The organism is Pseudoalteromonas sp. SR41-4 (assembly GCF_014163985.1).
Classification (GTDB): domain Bacteria; phylum Pseudomonadota; class Gammaproteobacteria; order Enterobacterales; family Alteromonadaceae; genus Pseudoalteromonas; species Pseudoalteromonas rhizosphaerae.
The window spans coordinates 200,381-217,208 of record NZ_JACJEI010000004.1 but is presented as its reverse complement, the minus strand read 5'-3'; the positions used below and the strand labels follow the sequence as shown (position 1 = coordinate 217,208).

Genomic DNA, 16,828 nt, shown 5'->3' with positions numbered 1-16,828 from the left:
TAAAAAATCGGTTTATATTTTCTGATTAATGGCTAATAACGGCCATTTTTATCAAAATCCCCCCTTTCCAAAGAGCTAAAAGCTGATTAAATCGCTAAATTGATAAAAAATACCGCCAAAAAATTCACTTGATTAAACTCTGATCCAAAAATTGAAAATAAATCTGATGCTAGTTAAATACTGATCCAAGCCTTAGTTAAAATCTGATCTGAGCGGTAAAGTTAGCAAGTGTAAAGCTGTATATCCTCTGTAATTGCTAGCATCAAAAAAAGGGCCTTGCGGCCCTTGGTAACATTGTTGAGTTGGACTGTTATGTTAAAACTGGTTCATAGTGTTTGCTTCGCCGCCAGCTTTAAGCGCATTTTCACCTGAGAAGTACTCTTTATGGGTATCTCCCATGTTAGAACCTGCTAAGTCTTGATGCTTAACGGATGCTTGTTCGCGGCGAATTTCTTGACGCTGCACATCACGTACATAAGCCAGCATACCTAAGTCACCAAAGTAGCCTTCTGACAGAATATCAGTGCTCAATGCAGCCGTGTGATAGGTCGGTAGCGTAATTAAGTGGTGGAAAATACCAGCTTCGCGCGCGCCATCACGTTGGAAGTTTTGTACTAACTCATCTGCTGCGACTGCAAGTTCAGTTGCATCCATCTCTGGTGCCATTAGCGCCTTATTATCATCAATGCTTGGATAAGCAGATAAGTCTTTACCTTCGTCTAACCACTGTTGATAAACTTGCTCGCGGAATTTCAATGTCCAGTTGAAAGAAGGTGAATTGTTATAAACCAGTTTAGCGTCAGGAACTTGCTCTTTAACCCGATTAACCAGTTCAGCAATTTGTTTTACATGTGGTTTTTCAGTTTCAATCCACAGTAAATCAGCACCCGATTGCAAGCTGGTAATACAATCTAGTACAACACGGTCTTTTTCTGTGCCTTCGCGGAATTGGTATAAACCATTATCAAGGCGAGTCGGCTTGCATAGTTGGCCGTTCAGCTTCATTGCCGTATCACCTTCATTTAAATCTTCAACACCGTTAATTGGTGTGGTTTCTAAAAACGCATTGTACTGACTAGCAAGGTCGCCAGGTGTTTGTGATACCGGCACTTTTTGGGTCAAGCTGGCACCAAGTGAGTCAGTACGTGCGACAATAATACCGTTATCAATACCCAGTTCTAAAAAGGCATAACGCACGGCGTTAATTTTTGCTAAAAAGTCTTCGTGTGGCACAGTTACTTTACCTGCTTGGTGACCACATTGCTTCGCGTCTGAAACTTGGTTTTCGATTTGGATAGCACATGCCCCCGCTTCAATCATTTTTTTAGCGAGTAAGTAGGTTGCTTCTTCATTACCAAAACCAGCATCAATATCTGCGATGATCGGCACCACATGACTTTCAAAGTTATCTATTTTATCAAGTACCGCTTGTACATCACCACCAGTTGCTTTGGCGTTATCTAAGTCTTTAAATAAATGGTCAAGTTCACGAGCATCGGCTTGTTTTAGGAAAGTATAAATTTCTTCAATCAACGCCGGTACTGAGGTTTTTTCGTGCATACTTTGATCCGGTAGTGGGCCGAACTCAGAGCGCAGCGCAGCAACCATCCAACCGCTTAGGTATACGTAGCTACGCTTAGTGGTTTTTTGGTGACGTTTAATCGCCATCATCATTTGTTGGGCAGTAAAACCATGCCAGCAACCAAGCGATTGTGTGTATTGGCTGGTATCAGCATCATATGCAGCCATATCTTCACGCATGATGTCAGCTGTAAACTGAGCGATGTCTAATCCCGTACGAAAACGATTTTGCAAACGCATACGACTTGCGTATTCAGGATTAATTGCTTGCCATGTTTTACCTTGTGCTTGACAAAGTGTAGCTAAAGTATCGGTTTCACGTTGATAAGTAGTCATAATAAAAAATCCTCTGAACGGGTTAAAACTAAATTTTATTTATATGGTTGTGTGAGAGGCTAAGAGTTAATGCTCTGTAGCGCTTAAATCAACATTAGGCCGATTTATTGGATTTAGTAAATTTATAGTTGTTATGCTGGCTATATATTTAGTGAATGGCTAAAAGAACACCTATTGCGTATTTTTAGGTTATGGTTAACAAAAGATTGCTCACATGCAGTCAATTGCACCGCGACCGTTTAAAAGGATATCGATTATGACACTCTCTCACAGCCAATTTGGATTAACCGTAGATAACCAATTAGCCGATTTTGTTAACCAGCAACTGCTACCCGGTACAGGTATTAGCGAACAACACTTTTGGCAAGGATTTGCTGAAATTATTGATGACCTTAGTCCGCTTAACCGTGCATTATTAGTCAAGCGTGAAGACCTACAACACCAAATTGATAGCTATCACCTAGCAAATAAACACTGGGATGCAGCGCAATACCAACAGTTTTTAACTGATATTGGTTATTTAGTCCCTGAGCCCGATAATTTTTGCATTGAGACAGAAAATGTTGAGCCTGAAATAGCCCGCACAGCTGGCCCTCAGCTGGTTGTGCCAGTAAGTAATGCACGCTTTGCACTTAATGCCGCTAACGCACGCTGGGGGTCGTTATACGATGCCTTATACGGCACTGATGTACTTAGCGAAGAAGATGGCGCTGAAAAAGGCAGCAACTATAATCCTGTTCGCGGTTTTAAAGTAATGGCCTACGCAAGGCAGTTTTTAGATAAAGCGTTACCACTTGAAAATGGCTCACATATTGAAAGTACTAATTATTCGGTAGTTAATGGCCAGCTCATCATCACCTTACGTGGTAGCTCACAAACAGGCTTAAAACAACCAGCGCAACTTATTGGTTTTCAAGGTGAAGCACAAAACCCCAGTGCAATTTTATTACTCAGTCATGGCCTCCATATAGAGCTACAAATAGATCATAATCATAGCATTGGTGCAGCCGACAAAGCGGGCTTAAAAGACGTCCTCCTCGAAGCTGCACTTACCACCATTATGGATTGTGAAGACTCCGTTGCCGCCGTTGACGGCGAAGATAAAGTGCAAGTTTATCAAAATTGGTTAGGCTTAATGAAAGGAACTCTCGCTGAGTCATTCACAAAAGATGGCAAAACGATTGAGCGTACACTCGCTAAAGACCGCAGTTATTCAGGTATTGATGGGAAACCGCTAAGTCTAAAAGGGCGTAGTATGATGTTTGTGCGTAATGTTGGCCATTTAATGACAAACCCTGCGATTCAAGATAGCCAAGGCCGCGACGTATTTGAAGGTATCATGGATGCAATGATCACGGTCACTGCCGCACTGCATGACTTAAATGGCAATAGCCCGGTAAAAAATTCAACTGCAGCCAGTATCAATATCGTCAAACCGAAAATGCATGGTCCTGAAGAAGTTGCTTTTACCAATACATTATTTAGTCGTATTGAACAGCTTTTACAGTTACCCAAAAACACCATCAAAATGGGCATTATGGATGAAGAGCGCCGTACATCGGTGAACTTAAAAGCCTGTATTAATGCTGCTAAACAACGTGTGGTATTTATCAATACTGGCTTTTTAGACCGTACAGGTGATGAAATTCATACCTCAATGCAAGCAGGTGTAGTATTACCAAAAGCAGCCATTAAACAACAACCTTGGATCAATGCTTATGAAGACAGAAATGTCGATATCGGTTTGCAAACCGGGTTAAGTGGTCGCGCACAAATAGGCAAAGGTATGTGGCCAATGCCCGATAAAATGGCGTTGATGATGGAGCAAAAAATTGCCCATCCGCAAGCAGGCGCTAACACTGCCTGGGTGCCCTCCCCTACTGCAGCCACCTTACATGCTATGCACTATCATGACGTTGATGTGTTTGCCTGTCAAAAAGCGATTGCCCAGCGACAACAAGCTAGTTTAACAGAACTATTAACTCCGCCTTTGATGGTTGATCCTAATAGTTTGAGCAAAGAAGATATTCAGGCAGAGCTGGATAACAATGCTCAAGGTATTTTAGGTTATGTAGTACGTTGGATTGATCAAGGTGTAGGCTGTTCTAAAGTGCCTGACATTAACCATATAGGATTAATGGAAGATAGGGCTACACTGCGTATTTCAAGCCAACATATGGCTAACTGGTTGCAGCATGGGGTATGCACGCAGGCACAAATAGAAACTACTATGGCGAAAATGGCAAAAGTAGTGGATGGCCAAAATGAAGGGGATCCGGCTTATGTTAATATGGCCGATTCAGTGCAAAGCTTAGCACAAAGTATTGCATATCAAGCTGCATTAGCCCTTGTATTAGAAGGAGTTAAACAACCCAGTGGTTATACTGAACCATTATTGCATGCGTTTCGTATAAAATATAAAGCGCAACAATAGCTCCCCTTCGAGTTTGTTAGTGTCATATTGCCAGCCCTCGGGCTGGTTTTTTTTGCTTAAATTATCCTTTAACCATAACTTTCCTGAATAATCAGCATTCAGAAAAATAAGCTATCAACAACAAAAAAGCACATTCCAACAATGAAATGCGCTTTTGCATCTTCTCGAAACTACTAACTTGCTAACTTGCTAACTTTATAACTTTATAACTTCAGCCTAATTCACTACCGTGGCGTTATGATAAACGTTTTGTACGTCGTCACAATCTTCCAACATTGCAATAAATTTATCAAAATTAGCGATAACATCGGCATCAGTAATTTCTATATGCACTTGTGGTACAAAGGTGATTTCGTCAACTTCAAAAATAATACCTGCAAACGCCTCTTCTAATGCTGTTTTTGCTTTGTAATATTCGGTATGTGGAGCAAAAACCGATACTTTGCCATCATCAACTTCTACATCGGTTACATCAACATCAGCCATCATTAAAGCTTCAAGTACCACTTCATCATCGTCACCACTAAAGCCAAGTACAGCTAAATGATCAAACATATGTGCTACACAGCCTGGCGTACCTATTTTTGAATCAGTTTTAGTAAACGGTAAGCGAACATCTTTAATAGTACGATTTGGGTTATCTGTTAAACAGTCAACAATCACCATACAGTTACCTGGGCCATAGCCTTCGTAACGGGCTGTTGCATAATCCTCACCAGCTCCGCCAGCAGCTTTTTCTATCGCTTTTTCGATGACATGTGCTGGTACTTGATCTCGCTTTGCGCGTTCGATTAAGCGTTTTAGCGACTGGTTTACTTCTGGATCAGGTTCACCATTTTTTGCTGCTACGTAAATTTCTTTACCGTACTTAGAATTAACTTTGGTTTTAGCATTGGCTGTTTTCGCCATGGAGCTTTTACGTACTTCAAATGCTCTGCCCATCTTATGCCTCTATTGGAAACTCGATATTGGCAACATTTTAACAATTAGCGCGGTATTGAGCTAGTGATTAAATGACTGCAAAATCACAATTATGACATTTCATTTGACAGTACTCATGTTTATAAAAGTTAAACAACGCACTATTTAACATAACATATTTAATACCTTTAAATGGAGACATTTAAAATACGTGATTGTCGTGTTTGTCCTAAATTATTTATTAAGTTAGGCAATTCAGAAAAATGGTGCAGAATATAATCAGCTTGATCTGCATATGCAGGCACATCACTCGGTGCATATAAGCAAGCACGCATATTGGCATTATGTGCAGCCTGGATATCATAAAGATAATCACCAACATAAAGTATGTGTTGCTGATCTATTCCCCATAACGTTGCAATTGCATTCAAAGCGCTCGGATCTGGCTTAGGGGGGGCATCACTACGCGTGAGTACTGTTTGAATTGGCAACGGATTATTTTTTAATTTCAGCGCAGTAGCGCGATCGTAATTGCGAGTCACGATTGCCATTGGTATTGCTTGCTCTTTTAAACACGCGATAGCTTGCGCTACGCCGGGTAACAACGTTGCATGTTGAGCATCTATAAGCTCATGTTGATGGACAATATTCATTGCTTCCTCACGCATGTAAGGCGAAGGAAGACCATCAATAAAACTAAGTAGATCAAGCTCGTCAGGACACCCGACTTGAGCTTTGATAAGAGTAAAATCAAGTTCAGATGATACTAAGGTGCCATCTAAATCAAAAATAACCCCAGCTACTGCACTTTGATACGTGTTCATACCACTCCTTGTATATGATTTAATTTTCATCCAAATTACTTACTTTAAGATAGTTTAAGCAATTGGATATGAAAAGAAACATATTCGTATTTAATTAAAAATTAATAAAAAACGCGCACAAAACCACTGTGCGCGTCGGTTGGGGGACTATTAAACTTGCCTACTTTGTTTGCTCTACCGCTGTATTAGCTGGTTCAAAGCGCGCTTCTAGCCAAGTGTCATCTTGAGTAAAGTGCAGTGTTTTCACTTTGCCTTTACCTTCAACATTAACCATATTCACTTGCGCAGGCCATAAATCGCGCAGCGCGCCGTGACTCATACGGATACCTTTAATATCCTTTGGGATCGGTGCTTCTTGGTAAACCCAAAAAAACTTACCATCAACTTGCGCACCCACTTCTTTCAACACTAGCGGCTCTCCATCGAGTGTTTGTAAAGCAACATGTGATTCGATGTAATCTACAAAGCGTTGTTGATCTTCTTTATTACTAATAATATCGGCGCCACCGGCAAATAAATGCTCCACAGCATGCTCGGTATCATGTAAATAAAAACGATGCATTAGCTCAATATTGCTAGTACGTTTATTGAATAAAACAGTAGTTACTGATGCTTTAAGTTGATGTGCCGTCGCAGGCATAGCAACTATAAAAGCAAGAATAATAAGCATAAAACGCATTATTCTTGTTCCTTAGCGTCATCTTTTTCGTCATCTGTTTTTAGTTCAGTTTTAATATCATGCATGATATCGCGGCTGACTTTGGCTTTACTTTGCTCTTTTTTATACACTTCAATACGTGAAGGAATAATACGACGAGGGTAGTTATTATTTTCAACATCTACGTCTGCAGTTTCCCAACGAGGATCAACCGTTACAGATACCAAAGGCTTGTTCTTATCAGTAATAATAAGTTTTTGCACATGTTTGTGGTTGCGACGCCAGATTTCGGCAGGGATCATACGATCTTCTTTAGTACCATCTTCATAGCTAAGCTCAAGTAAAATTGGCATTACTAGGCCGCCTAAATTCGAAAATTCAAGCACGTAATAGTTTTTATCTTCTGCAACTGCGCGATCGAGTACTTTACGCTCCCATGGCTCTAAGCCTTTTAAAAATTTATTATACGAGTTGCGCTCTTTGTTAGTAACAGTGAAGCGGTCGTTTTCATCGTAGAAATCAGTTACGTCGGAGTTTTCTTCAACCCATAGCTTTTTAGCTTCAGCCTTATTGCGTTCCACAAATAGTGGCATAGGTTTAGCCGCTTCAATATCACGTAGGCGATTAAAATCTATATCAGGATTTTTAGTATCTAAACGTAATTGATAGACTTTATCGAGCGAGATATCAACATGATCAGTGCTATAGAACCAGCCACGCCAGAACCAATCTAAATCAACACCTGATGCTTCTTCCATGGTACGGAAAAAATCAGCAGGGGTAGGGCGCTTGTACTTCCAACGCTGGGCGTACTCTTTAAACGCAAAATCAAACAGCTCACGGCCTAAAATCACTTCACGCAAAATATTTAGTGCGGCCGCAGGTTTGGTATAAGCATTAGGCCCTAAACGCAGTACGCTGTCTGACTGAGTCATTACCGGCACTTGATTTTCAGACTTCATGTAGGCAACAACGTCACGCGGTTCAACCCCCCATGGAATAGTTGGATCCCATTCACGCCCAGCAACACCATCTAAAAAGCTGTTTAAACCTTCATCCATCCAAGTCCATTGGCGCTCATCAGAGTTCACCACCATAGGAAAATAAATATGACCAACCTCGTGGATCACCACGCCAATTAAAAAGCGCTTTTCAGCTTGTGAATAAGTACGCGAACCGTCATCCTGTAACTCAGTTCGTGGGCCATTAAATGTGATCATTGGGTATTCCATACCGCCTACTGGACCATTGACTGACTGCGCAACAGGGTATGGATAATCAAATGAAAAGCGCGAATAAACTTCCATTGTATGTACGATTGCTTCGGTCGAATACTTCTTCCATAGATCGCCACCTTCTTTGGGGAAAAATGACATAGCCATCACTAATGGCTGATCATTACCGCCTTGTTGATAACCTTTTGCATCCCACATAAATTTACGCGACGACGCCCATGCAAAGTCACGCACATTTTCAGCTTTAAAGTGCCATGTTTTGGTCTTGTCTGTGCCTTCTTTTTCATTTTCTAAGGCTTCATCTTCAGTAACGATAAATACTGGGCGCTTTGTATTTTTGGCTTGTTCTAAACGGTTTCGCTGAGTACGGGTCAGCACGCTACTAGCATTATCAAGCTTACCCGTTGCAGAGACGATATGATCGGCAGGAACAGTGATCTCAACATTATAATCACCAAATTCTAGCGTAAACTCACCACTGCCTAAAAAGGCTTTATTAGTCCATGCTTCGTAATCTGTATAAGCAGCTAAACGCGGAAACCATTGAGCAAGTAAGAATATGTCGTTGCCATCTTTTTCAAAATGCTCGTAACCAGAGCGAGCGCCAACGGCATCTTCTTCGACGATGTTAAAAGCAAAGTCCATGCTGAATTCAGTGTCTTTGCCTGGTTTCAGTGGTTCATTTAAGTCAATACGCATTAGTGTATCAACAACTGTGACTTTTAATTCTTTACCGTTGTCATCTTTAACATTAGCAATTGTAAAGCCAAGTTCATTGTCACTCATAAATTGTTGACGACGTAACTGACTTAAACTTAATTTAGTTGCTTTTGGTTGTGGATCTCCCTGTAGGGCAGAGCCGTTAAATGTAGCAGTACGTTCTGCAATAGAGTCACTTTTAAAAATATTTTGATCGAGTTGCAACCATAAATACTTGAGTGTGTGCGGTGAATTATTTTTATACTCTATGGTTTGACTTGCTGTTAAGCGACGCGCTTTTTCATCAAGCTTTACATCGATGTCGTAATTAACATGCTGCTGCCAATATTTTTCACCAGGCTCACCTGCTGCACTACGATAAACATTCGGTGTAGGCAGCACTTCATCAAGTTGGCGAAACTTATCAACATAACTGCCTTTTGTTTGCTCAACTGCAGAAGCCATAACAGTACTTGAGAGAGCTAACGGTAAAAATATAGCCCCTAAAGTTACAACTGCTTTTTTCATAATTAATCCTGTTAATTTTTCGTAAGCATACTTTGTCAAAATAGTGAGATATATTCAATGAAATAGCGATAAACCGCCGCATTTATAGGGTAAAAAATAACTTATTCTTAAATACTGATGATTAACAACAAGGCAATTATTGTAAAGGGGGTTTACAGCAACTTTTGTACGAAATTCAGGCTTAATTAATGCAAGTCAATTACAGTTAGCTTTACAGTTTGTAAACACGTTAACCTAAACGATGAGTAGTAAACCCTCTTACCATAGTATTGAATAAGTTAGCTGACAGCTTGCAGGGGTAACCGATGAAATTTTACATTGTAAAAAAAGATAATAGTGTTGCGGCAATTCCAGCTCAGACTGAGCAACTAAATGAATATCAAAAGCGGGGCTTTGAGTTTGTTGAAGTCGTTGCGGCTTGCGATAAAAACGACGCACTCGCTCGCTTTCCAAAACATAGTAAAAAACGTAAAAAGTGGCTTGTTTTATGCAGTAGTTTGGTGGTTATAAGCATAACTTTTAGCTTAATTTCGGCTATTTTTGTATTAATGGCTAAATAATGAATTCTTTAGTTGACCTTTATAGTCATTTGTATTTAAAATCGCCCACTTTTTTGATTTGAGGGGGTTAAAAGCATCGCTTTTCTCCTCAAAAGTGTTTCAACATACTAGTAAAATGCGGTGGGCATATGGATTTTTATATCCTAAAAAAACAACAAGAAGTAATTGCAATTCCAGCAGATGAACAAAGTTGTAAACAGTATTTAGATTCAGGTTATTTTTATATTGATAAAGTAGCTGCCTGTAACGAAACGAATGCGTTAAAAGTACTGCAGGCCAAACAAACCAAAGCACTCAAAGTACCATTAGTGCTGGCATTGTTAGCTTTACCCATGGTGATCTTTGCTTGGTATAACCTAACAAGTTAAAGATTAAGCTTGTGCCCTTGCATCTTAATTTAGCTTGGGTATATTGACGCTCTTAACTGTTTTTTAAGAGCGTGACATGAAAGTCTTACATACCTCAGATTGGCATTTAGGCCAACAATTTTACGAACACAATCGCTGCCAAGAGCATCAGGTGTTTTTCAGTTGGCTGATAGACACGCTCGTCACACAACAAATAGATCTGCTGTTAGTCGCTGGTGATATTTATCACACAGCTACCCCACCTGCTAGCAGTGAAAATCAACTCTACCAATTTATAAAAGATGCCAAAAAACACTGCCCTGCATTACAAATAGTGCTTATTGCCGGTAATCATGATTCTGCAAATCGCATAATGGCCGCCCAGCCGCTGCTTGCTCAGTTTGATACTCAGGTCGTAGGCCGTTTTGATGCGAACAGCCCAGCAGATGTGGTACTGCGTTTAAATAGCAACTCTGTAACAGCTCATATCGTTGCAATGCCATTTTTACGTGCCAGTGATGTTAGTTCGCTTAGTCACACTGAAAACGGTCACGATTACGCTCAAGGCATAGCTAAGGCGTACCAGCTAAGTATTGATCATGCGCTCATTGATAAGCCTGCAACAACGCCGCTGATAGTGATGGGGCACTTACATGCCAAGGGCGGCGATATCTCCAGTGATTCTGAGCGAAATTTGATAATTGGCGGAGAAGAATCAGTCACAGCAAACGTGTTTAGCAATCATGCTGATTACGTTGCGCTGGGCCACTTGCATAAAGCGCAAATAGTCGCAAAGTCCGAGACAATCCGCTATAGCGGTACACCAATACCGATGTCGTTTTCAGAGCGTAACTATAAACACCAAGTATGTGTTGCTGAGTTTACAACCACCACTGATGATACGATTGCAGTGACTGTAAACCCCCTTTACATTCCTCGCCCAACAGAAGTGATTCTATTACCTGAAGGAGAGTGCGTACCTCTTGAACAATTATGCCAACAACTATCGAGCCTAGACCTAAGCCAATATAGCCAAGCTCCGTATTTAAGAGTAAAGCTCAGTGCAGGGGATACCGATACAACTTTTCGAGAGCAAATTGAAAAAGCACTAGAGAACAAAGAAGTGCGCTTTTGCGGCATAGAACGCGTTCGTCAGCAAAATAAAGAGCAGCGTTTAACTGTCTTTGAAGATTTAAGCCAAGTCGAAATGCTCAACCCGCAAATGTTATTAGAGCAAGCGTTTGCCAATAACAAAGACATGGCGGGGGAAGCTGTCCCGGATGAGCTAAAAGCCCTTTTAAACGATGTAATAAGCGAACTTGCGGAGCAAGAACAACTATGAAAATAACCGCAGTACGCATCCATAACTTAGCCTCAATTGTTGACGCCGAAATCGACTTTACCAAAGCACCGTTAAGGGATGCTGGTTTATTTGCCATAACAGGCGACACCGGTGCAGGAAAAAGCACTTTTTTAGATGCGATTTGCTTAGCCCTTTATACCAAAACAGCTCGATTAAGAGGTGATAAAGGTAACTTAATAGATTTTAATGGCGACAGTATAAAGTTAAATGATCCACGTAACTTATTACGTAAGGGTAAATGGGAAGGTTTTGCCGAGGTCGATTTTTTAGGCCAAGATAAACAGCTCTATCGCGCGCGCTATACCATTCAAAGAACTCATAAAAAAATAACCGGCAAGTTAAAAGTAGCTGAGCACAGCCTCTATACTTTGCCAGACGAAACGCTAATAGCTGATAAAAGCAACACCATAAAAGAAGTCGAAAGTAAAATAGGGCTCAACTTTGAACAATTCTCGCGGGCGGTATTATTAGCGCAACATGAGTTTGCGGCATTTTTAAAGGCCACGGGTGATGAACGAGCCCAGCTTTTAGAATGCTTAACTGGCACAGATAAATTTAGCTTGATTGGTAAACGTATTTTTGAGCGCCATAAAGAACAGCTAAATAAACTCGAATTGCTCAAAGCCAGTTTAGCCAGTTATACCTTACTCACTGACGAAGAACTTGCCGCGAAAACTCAACTACTTGATGATTTAAAACAGCAAATTGAAGATACTACAAAAACCTTAGCTGGCATCGAGCAGGGTATAAACTGGTATAAGCAAGCCAATAGTTTAGAGCAAGCACTGAATCTAGCACAACAAAATCAACAACAAGCCAGTACAGCGCTTAAAGCCATTGCAACACAAAGTGAACAGGCTAAACAAGCGCAAAGTGCACTGGAAATTAAAGACAATCGCAATCGTTTTAAAAGCTTAACGGCGCAAAATAATGAACTAAATACCAAGGTAAATGATTTAAAGAGTATTGATCACGCGGCACTCATTACTGATCTTGCCAGCACACTTGAAAAGCACAACGAGAGCTTGCAAACGGCGAAAAAACAACAAAAAAGCGCAGAACCAATCATTGCTAAAGCACGTGAGCTCGACAATCAACTTGCGATGCAAACACAAACAATAACCAGTATTACAAGGCAAAATGAAAAAGAACAAAAACAACTTACTCATTTACAGCAGCAATTTAAACAAAGCCAAGCAAGTCATCAACAAGCAAAAAAACATTCCGAGCAACATCAGCAATGGCTAACCCAGCATAGTCAACTTAAGCAACTAGCGAGTGATTGGAATTACTATCAGCATAGCTTTAATCAGTTTTTGCACGCTAAGCAGCAATTTGCAACAACGACTGAACAAAGTACACAGTTAGCAGCTGAGCTTATACGGCAAAACGAGCAGCTGGAAACACAAACTAAAAAACTGACACTAAGCGAACAAACACTTTTAAGCGAACAACAAAAGCTTGATCAACTCAACAAGCAACACGGCCAATTTAATATTGAGCAATGTGATGCCAAACTTAAAAGTATCGATTACTTAAAAGAGCAACGCGAGCGTTACAAACAGTTTAATCAAGAGCTAAAGCAAAGCACGCAACAACAAAGTGTTATTGCAAGCAAACTAAGTCAGGGCGAGCAAACACAAACAACGCTAACCCAGAACCTTGTAACACGAGAACAAACGCTTAAACACAGTGAATACGCACTAAATCAAGCTCGCTTACGTGCCAGCGAAAGTGTCGAACATTTACGTGCTCAACTTACGCCAAATGAACCTTGTTTGGTATGTGGGGCAACCGAACACCCATTCGCAGATCAGCAATTAACTAACTTAATCGCTGCTTTTGAAAATGACTATAAAACTGCAAAACAGCACTACGAAAATGCCCTAGCAGAGCTTCACTCGCATCAAACTCAGCATGCTGTGCTCGTTGCTGAACACACACAACACAGCCAAGCGGTACAGACTGCACAGACTAAACAGCTTGAAATAAAACATACCATGCAAGCGGCCCGCACTGAACTTAATGACTTAACCTCAGAGCAATTGGAGGCCAGTTACATTGCGCTCAATGAACAAAAAACACAGTATTATGCAACACAAAAACAACAGCGCAACTTGCAAGAGCAAGTAAACCAACTGCAAAGTATCTTTAAAAATGAGCAGCAAGCTCAACAACTGTTACATACACGCCACCTTGAACTAAGCAATCAACAAAGCCAGCTCAATAGCAAGCTAAGTGAGCTAAGCACACAAATTAATGAGCTAACCGCGACCCTTGGTTCACAATTTCAAGAGGCTCAATTTTGGCAACAACTGCAAAATAATACGCTTGATTTAACTGAGTTAAACCAGCAAGTTGAGCAATATCAGCACAACCAAGAGCAGCTTGAGCAAGCGCAAAAACAACTCGATAGCGCTGACCAACAGATGCAGCAGTTTACACCGCTGATCAGTGATGCGGAGCTAATCTTAAAAAACCTAAATGATGATTTAGCCAAAGCACAGCAACAACATAGCAGCTCGCAAAGTGAGCGCTTAGCGCTATTTAATAATGAACACATTAGTGCTGACGACTACCAAACGAAGCTAGCTGCTCAACAAGAGCAATGCCAAGCACAGCTTCAGCACAGCCAAAAAGCGCACGATAACGCGATAAAACAACGCGACGAGCACGCGATAACGCTGCAAGGCCTCGAGCAACGGCTACTTGAAAATGCGCAAGAACAAGCCGACCTCGATACTCGCTATAATCAATGGTTTGCTGAATTTAAAAGCCGCTACAGCGATGCAAGCCACGAACAGGTCACAATTTTACTAACACTAAGTAGCGATGAAATTAAAACGCATTTAAAGCAACATGAACAATTAGCGCAAGCTTTAATAGATGAAAATGCCGCGTTAAAGCAGCACAAACACGCTTACTTACAGCATCAAAACAGCGATAAACCTAAGCAAAGTCATGCTGAGCTTATTCAACAGTTAGCCAATTTAAACGATCAGCAAGCTGCGCAGCACAAAACACAGCTTGCAACCAATACTGTACTTGAACAGCACAATCAAAACCGTCAGGCGCTGCAAGGCAAACAAACTGAATTGGCAACCTTGCAAAAACACGTCGAGCAATGGCATGTAATTAATAAAGTGTTGGGTGATGCAACGGGTAAAACAATGCGTAACTTAGCACAAACGCAAACGCTGAAAATATTATTACACTATGCAAACAGCCACTTACGAACGTTAAACAAACGCTATGAACTTACCGCTATTGAGCAAACCTTGGATATCGCCATTGTTGATAAGGACATGGCCGATGAGCAACGTTCAGTTAATACCTTATCCGGCGGCGAGTCGTTTTTAGTCTCGTTGGCACTTGCGCTGGGCCTTGCATCTTTGTCATCCAATAAAGTAAGTATTAACTCTTTGTTTATTGACGAAGGCTTTGGTACGTTAGACAGTGAAACATTAAGCATTGCCATGGATGCACTTGATTCATTACAAGCGCAGGGGCGCAAAGTGGGCGTGATCTCCCATGTATCTCAAATGACAGAACGGGTTGCTACCCAAGTTCATGTCGCCAAGAAACCTGGTGGCTATTCGACTGTTACAATTATTTAAGGAATAGTAATGCCAACATTTACACAAGACGAAGCAACGCAGTATGATTCTCGCATTCCTCGTTTAGTACCGGGGTATGAATTACTGCACAACAGTACCGCAGCGCAACTACAAGCAACGCTCGGCGATGAAGCACATATTTTGGTAATAGGCGCCGGTACCGGTAAAGAAGTCGCCCTCCTTGCTGCCTTGCAGCCTAAATGGCATTTTACTGCACAAGATACCTCACAAGACATGCTCGATATCGCAAAGCAACGATTTGTTGAGCTTGGGATCAGTGAGCGGGTTACTTTACACTTAGGCTCGCCATCCGAACTTAAACAACAAGCGGATGCCGCATTATGCTTATTAGTGATGCACTTTGTGGCAGATAACGGCGATAAAAAAGCCATGTTGCAAGCAATTAGCACACAGCTAAAAGCACATGGGCAATTATATTTAGCCGATTTAATGCGTCCAGAAACACTTTTTGAGCGTGATGCCCAATTGATACTCAGCAAACAATTAGGCTTAACTGAAACAGGGGTAGAGCGCATGCAGCATAATTTTGAGCATGAGTTTTTCCCACTTGATAGAATTCGTCTTGCCGACTTACTCGATGAAACAGGCTTCAATAGTGGCAAGTTGTATTTTAAAACACTTGGTTTTAGTGGTTATGTGGCACAAAAACGCTAAACGTAAACTAATAATTTACCTTTCACAATGCTGTATTACTTCCTAGACATGCATTAAAGCATTTTTAAAACCGTTAACCCAACGCTGGTTAACGGTTTTAATATTGACACTTTATTTTTCAATATCTTACCCTAACCAAATAGACTCGTATTAGGTCTAATAAAACCACCATTACTTGGGATTGTGTATCATCCCACTAACAACAATGTACTGACACACTTAGAATCAATAATAATTTTTTCATGTGCTTTTAAGCCAAATATAAGCTTTTAACGGTTACCGTCTTATTTGGTTGTACCTATAAAGTTTGCAATAACAAAAAATAATGGTAGGCTGTAAGTTCATCTTTTACAGGACGTAACTAATGAAAAAATGGATTTTTATATTAATCTCCCTCAGTTTCAGCCCGCTATGTACTGCATCCGCTGTTTACTCCCCTTTGACACAACCGCAATTAGAACAACCTGACACAACACTATTAACTCGACTAGCTGATTTTTGTAATCGCAGAGAAAACATCACAACATCAACCGATAAAGACAGCTTCGCGAATATAATTGAATCACCAATAACAGCTGGTTTTTATCTACACTCATATAACAACACGGCAAAACAGACTGCATGGCGCAATTTTTATGAGTTGCCAGCGCGCTGTAAAACTAAAGAAAACGCCACCATTAATGCACTTTGGTGTACGGAGCATCAGCGAAAAAAACGCCAACAGTTTGAGTTACAATGGCAAACAGCGGGCAACTTACAGCGTGCCGAAGTACAACCTAATGATCATGTCTATGAAATCATCCTACCCAGAAAAGGCATGCAATCGATTAGTTTAGCTACTCAAAACGTAAAGTCACTCCCCCAAACAAGCTTATTACAGCATGCCTCTTCATTAATGGGGATTGTGTGTATTTGTTTGTTTATTACCGTTGTGATTTTATTTTTTAGTTGGCGACATGCTAAAAGGGTGAAGCGGTTCGTAATATTAACTCATACAAATAAAGTAATTTATAGCAGCAAGTAACAGCCCAGAGCAGGCTGCTACTAAAC

The 16,828-nt window shown here is 40.8% G+C and carries 12 protein-coding genes; 7 read left to right on the top strand and 5 right to left on the bottom strand.

All coding sequences use genetic code 11. The features are described from left to right. Positions 1 to 315: 315 nt before the first annotated feature. Positions 316 to 1,917, bottom strand: coding sequence for an isocitrate lyase (locus tag H5180_RS05220; protein ID WP_145238853.1), 1,602 nt, complete (start codon positions 1,915 to 1,917; stop codon positions 316 to 318). 256 nt (positions 1,918 to 2,173) lie between these two features. Here H5180_RS05220 and H5180_RS05215 point away from each other — a divergent pair, with 256 nt between their 5' ends. Then, positions 2,174 to 4,351 carry a malate synthase G gene (locus H5180_RS05215; protein ID WP_182757836.1) on the top strand — a complete coding sequence of 726 codons (2,178 nt, stop codon included), beginning with the start codon at positions 2,174 to 2,176 and terminating at the stop codon, positions 4,349 to 4,351. A gap of 216 nt (positions 4,352 to 4,567) precedes the next feature. Here H5180_RS05215 and H5180_RS05210 read toward each other — a convergent pair whose 3' ends face one another. The 4 genes from H5180_RS05210 to H5180_RS05195 all read right to left on the bottom strand — a co-directional run bounded on the left by H5180_RS05210 (position 4,568) and on the right by H5180_RS05195 (position 9,216). Then, positions 4,568 to 5,293 (bottom strand): YebC/PmpR family DNA-binding transcriptional regulator, encoded by a 726-nt coding sequence (locus tag H5180_RS05210; protein ID WP_182757835.1) that lies wholly within the window; start codon positions 5,291 to 5,293, stop codon positions 4,568 to 4,570. Between the two features lie 167 nt (positions 5,294 to 5,460). Then, entirely contained in the window at positions 5,461 to 6,096 is a 636-nt protein-coding gene (locus H5180_RS05205) for an HAD family hydrolase (RefSeq protein WP_145238861.1), read from the bottom strand. Positions 6,097 to 6,256: 160 nt separating this feature from the next. Continuing rightward, positions 6,257 to 6,775, bottom strand: a complete 519-nt coding sequence (locus H5180_RS05200; protein ID WP_145238863.1) for a DUF6702 family protein — start codon at positions 6,773 to 6,775, stop codon at positions 6,257 to 6,259. Next, entirely contained in the window at positions 6,775 to 9,216 is a 2,442-nt protein-coding gene (locus tag H5180_RS05195) for a M1 family metallopeptidase (protein ID WP_182757834.1), read from the bottom strand. Before H5180_RS05195 ends, H5180_RS05200 begins: the two co-directional genes overlap by 1 nt. Before the next feature lie 305 nt (positions 9,217 to 9,521). On the opposite strand from H5180_RS05195, the gene H5180_RS05190 reads away from it, so the two are divergent. The 6 genes from H5180_RS05190 to H5180_RS05165 all read left to right on the top strand — a co-directional run bounded on the left by H5180_RS05190 (position 9,522) and on the right by H5180_RS05165 (position 16,802). Next, positions 9,522 to 9,776 carry a hypothetical protein gene (locus H5180_RS05190; RefSeq protein WP_145238869.1) on the top strand — a complete coding sequence of 85 codons (255 nt, stop codon included), beginning with the start codon at positions 9,522 to 9,524 and terminating at the stop codon, positions 9,774 to 9,776. A 128-nt stretch (positions 9,777 to 9,904) separates the two neighbouring features. Further along, positions 9,905 to 10,144 (top strand): hypothetical protein, encoded by a 240-nt coding sequence (locus H5180_RS05185; protein ID WP_145238872.1) that lies wholly within the window; start codon positions 9,905 to 9,907, stop codon positions 10,142 to 10,144. 76 nt (positions 10,145 to 10,220) lie between these two features. After that, entirely contained in the window at positions 10,221 to 11,465 is a 1,245-nt protein-coding gene (locus tag H5180_RS05180; RefSeq protein WP_182757833.1) for an exonuclease SbcCD subunit D C-terminal domain-containing protein, read from the top strand. Beyond that, positions 11,462 to 15,103 carry an AAA family ATPase gene (locus tag H5180_RS05175; RefSeq protein ID WP_182757832.1) on the top strand — a complete coding sequence of 1,214 codons (3,642 nt, stop codon included), beginning with the start codon at positions 11,462 to 11,464 and terminating at the stop codon, positions 15,101 to 15,103. Before H5180_RS05180 ends, H5180_RS05175 begins: the two co-directional genes overlap by 4 nt. Positions 15,104 to 15,112: 9 nt before the next feature. After that, complete coding sequence (locus H5180_RS05170; RefSeq protein ID WP_149980345.1) at positions 15,113 to 15,778, top strand: class I SAM-dependent methyltransferase; 666 nt, start codon at positions 15,113 to 15,115, stop codon at positions 15,776 to 15,778. A gap of 364 nt (positions 15,779 to 16,142) precedes the next feature. Then, entirely contained in the window at positions 16,143 to 16,802 is a 660-nt protein-coding gene (locus H5180_RS05165; protein ID WP_182739343.1) for a hypothetical protein, read from the top strand. Positions 16,803 to 16,828: the final 26 nt, after the last annotated feature.

Bases quoted from the DNA above. Each gene is read 5' to 3' on its own strand.
- H5180_RS05205 (WP_145238861.1), bottom strand. From the start codon at position 6,096: ATGAACACGTATCAAAGTGCAGTAGCTGGGGTTATTTTTGATTTAGAT.
- H5180_RS05180 (WP_182757833.1), top strand. From the start codon at position 10,221: ATGAAAGTCTTACATACCTCAGATTGGCATTTAGGCCAACAATTTTAC.
- H5180_RS05175 (WP_182757832.1), top strand. From the start codon at position 11,462: ATGAAAATAACCGCAGTACGCATCCATAACTTAGCCTCAATTGTTGAC.
- H5180_RS05165 (WP_182739343.1), top strand. From the start codon at position 16,143: ATGAAAAAATGGATTTTTATATTAATCTCCCTCAGTTTCAGCCCGCTA.
- H5180_RS05170 (WP_149980345.1), top strand. From the start codon at position 15,113: ATGCCAACATTTACACAAGACGAAGCAACGCAGTATGATTCTCGCATT.
- H5180_RS05215 (WP_182757836.1), top strand. From the start codon at position 2,174: ATGACACTCTCTCACAGCCAATTTGGATTAACCGTAGATAACCAATTA.
- H5180_RS05185 (WP_145238872.1), top strand. From the start codon at position 9,905: ATGGATTTTTATATCCTAAAAAAACAACAAGAAGTAATTGCAATTCCA.
- H5180_RS05220 (WP_145238853.1), bottom strand. From the start codon at position 1,917: ATGACTACTTATCAACGTGAAACCGATACTTTAGCTACACTTTGTCAA.
- H5180_RS05200 (WP_145238863.1), bottom strand. From the start codon at position 6,775: ATGCGTTTTATGCTTATTATTCTTGCTTTTATAGTTGCTATGCCTGCG.
- H5180_RS05195 (WP_182757834.1), bottom strand. From the start codon at position 9,216: ATGAAAAAAGCAGTTGTAACTTTAGGGGCTATATTTTTACCGTTAGCT.
- H5180_RS05210 (WP_182757835.1), bottom strand. From the start codon at position 5,293: ATGGGCAGAGCATTTGAAGTACGTAAAAGCTCCATGGCGAAAACAGCC.
- H5180_RS05190 (WP_145238869.1), top strand. From the start codon at position 9,522: ATGAAATTTTACATTGTAAAAAAAGATAATAGTGTTGCGGCAATTCCA.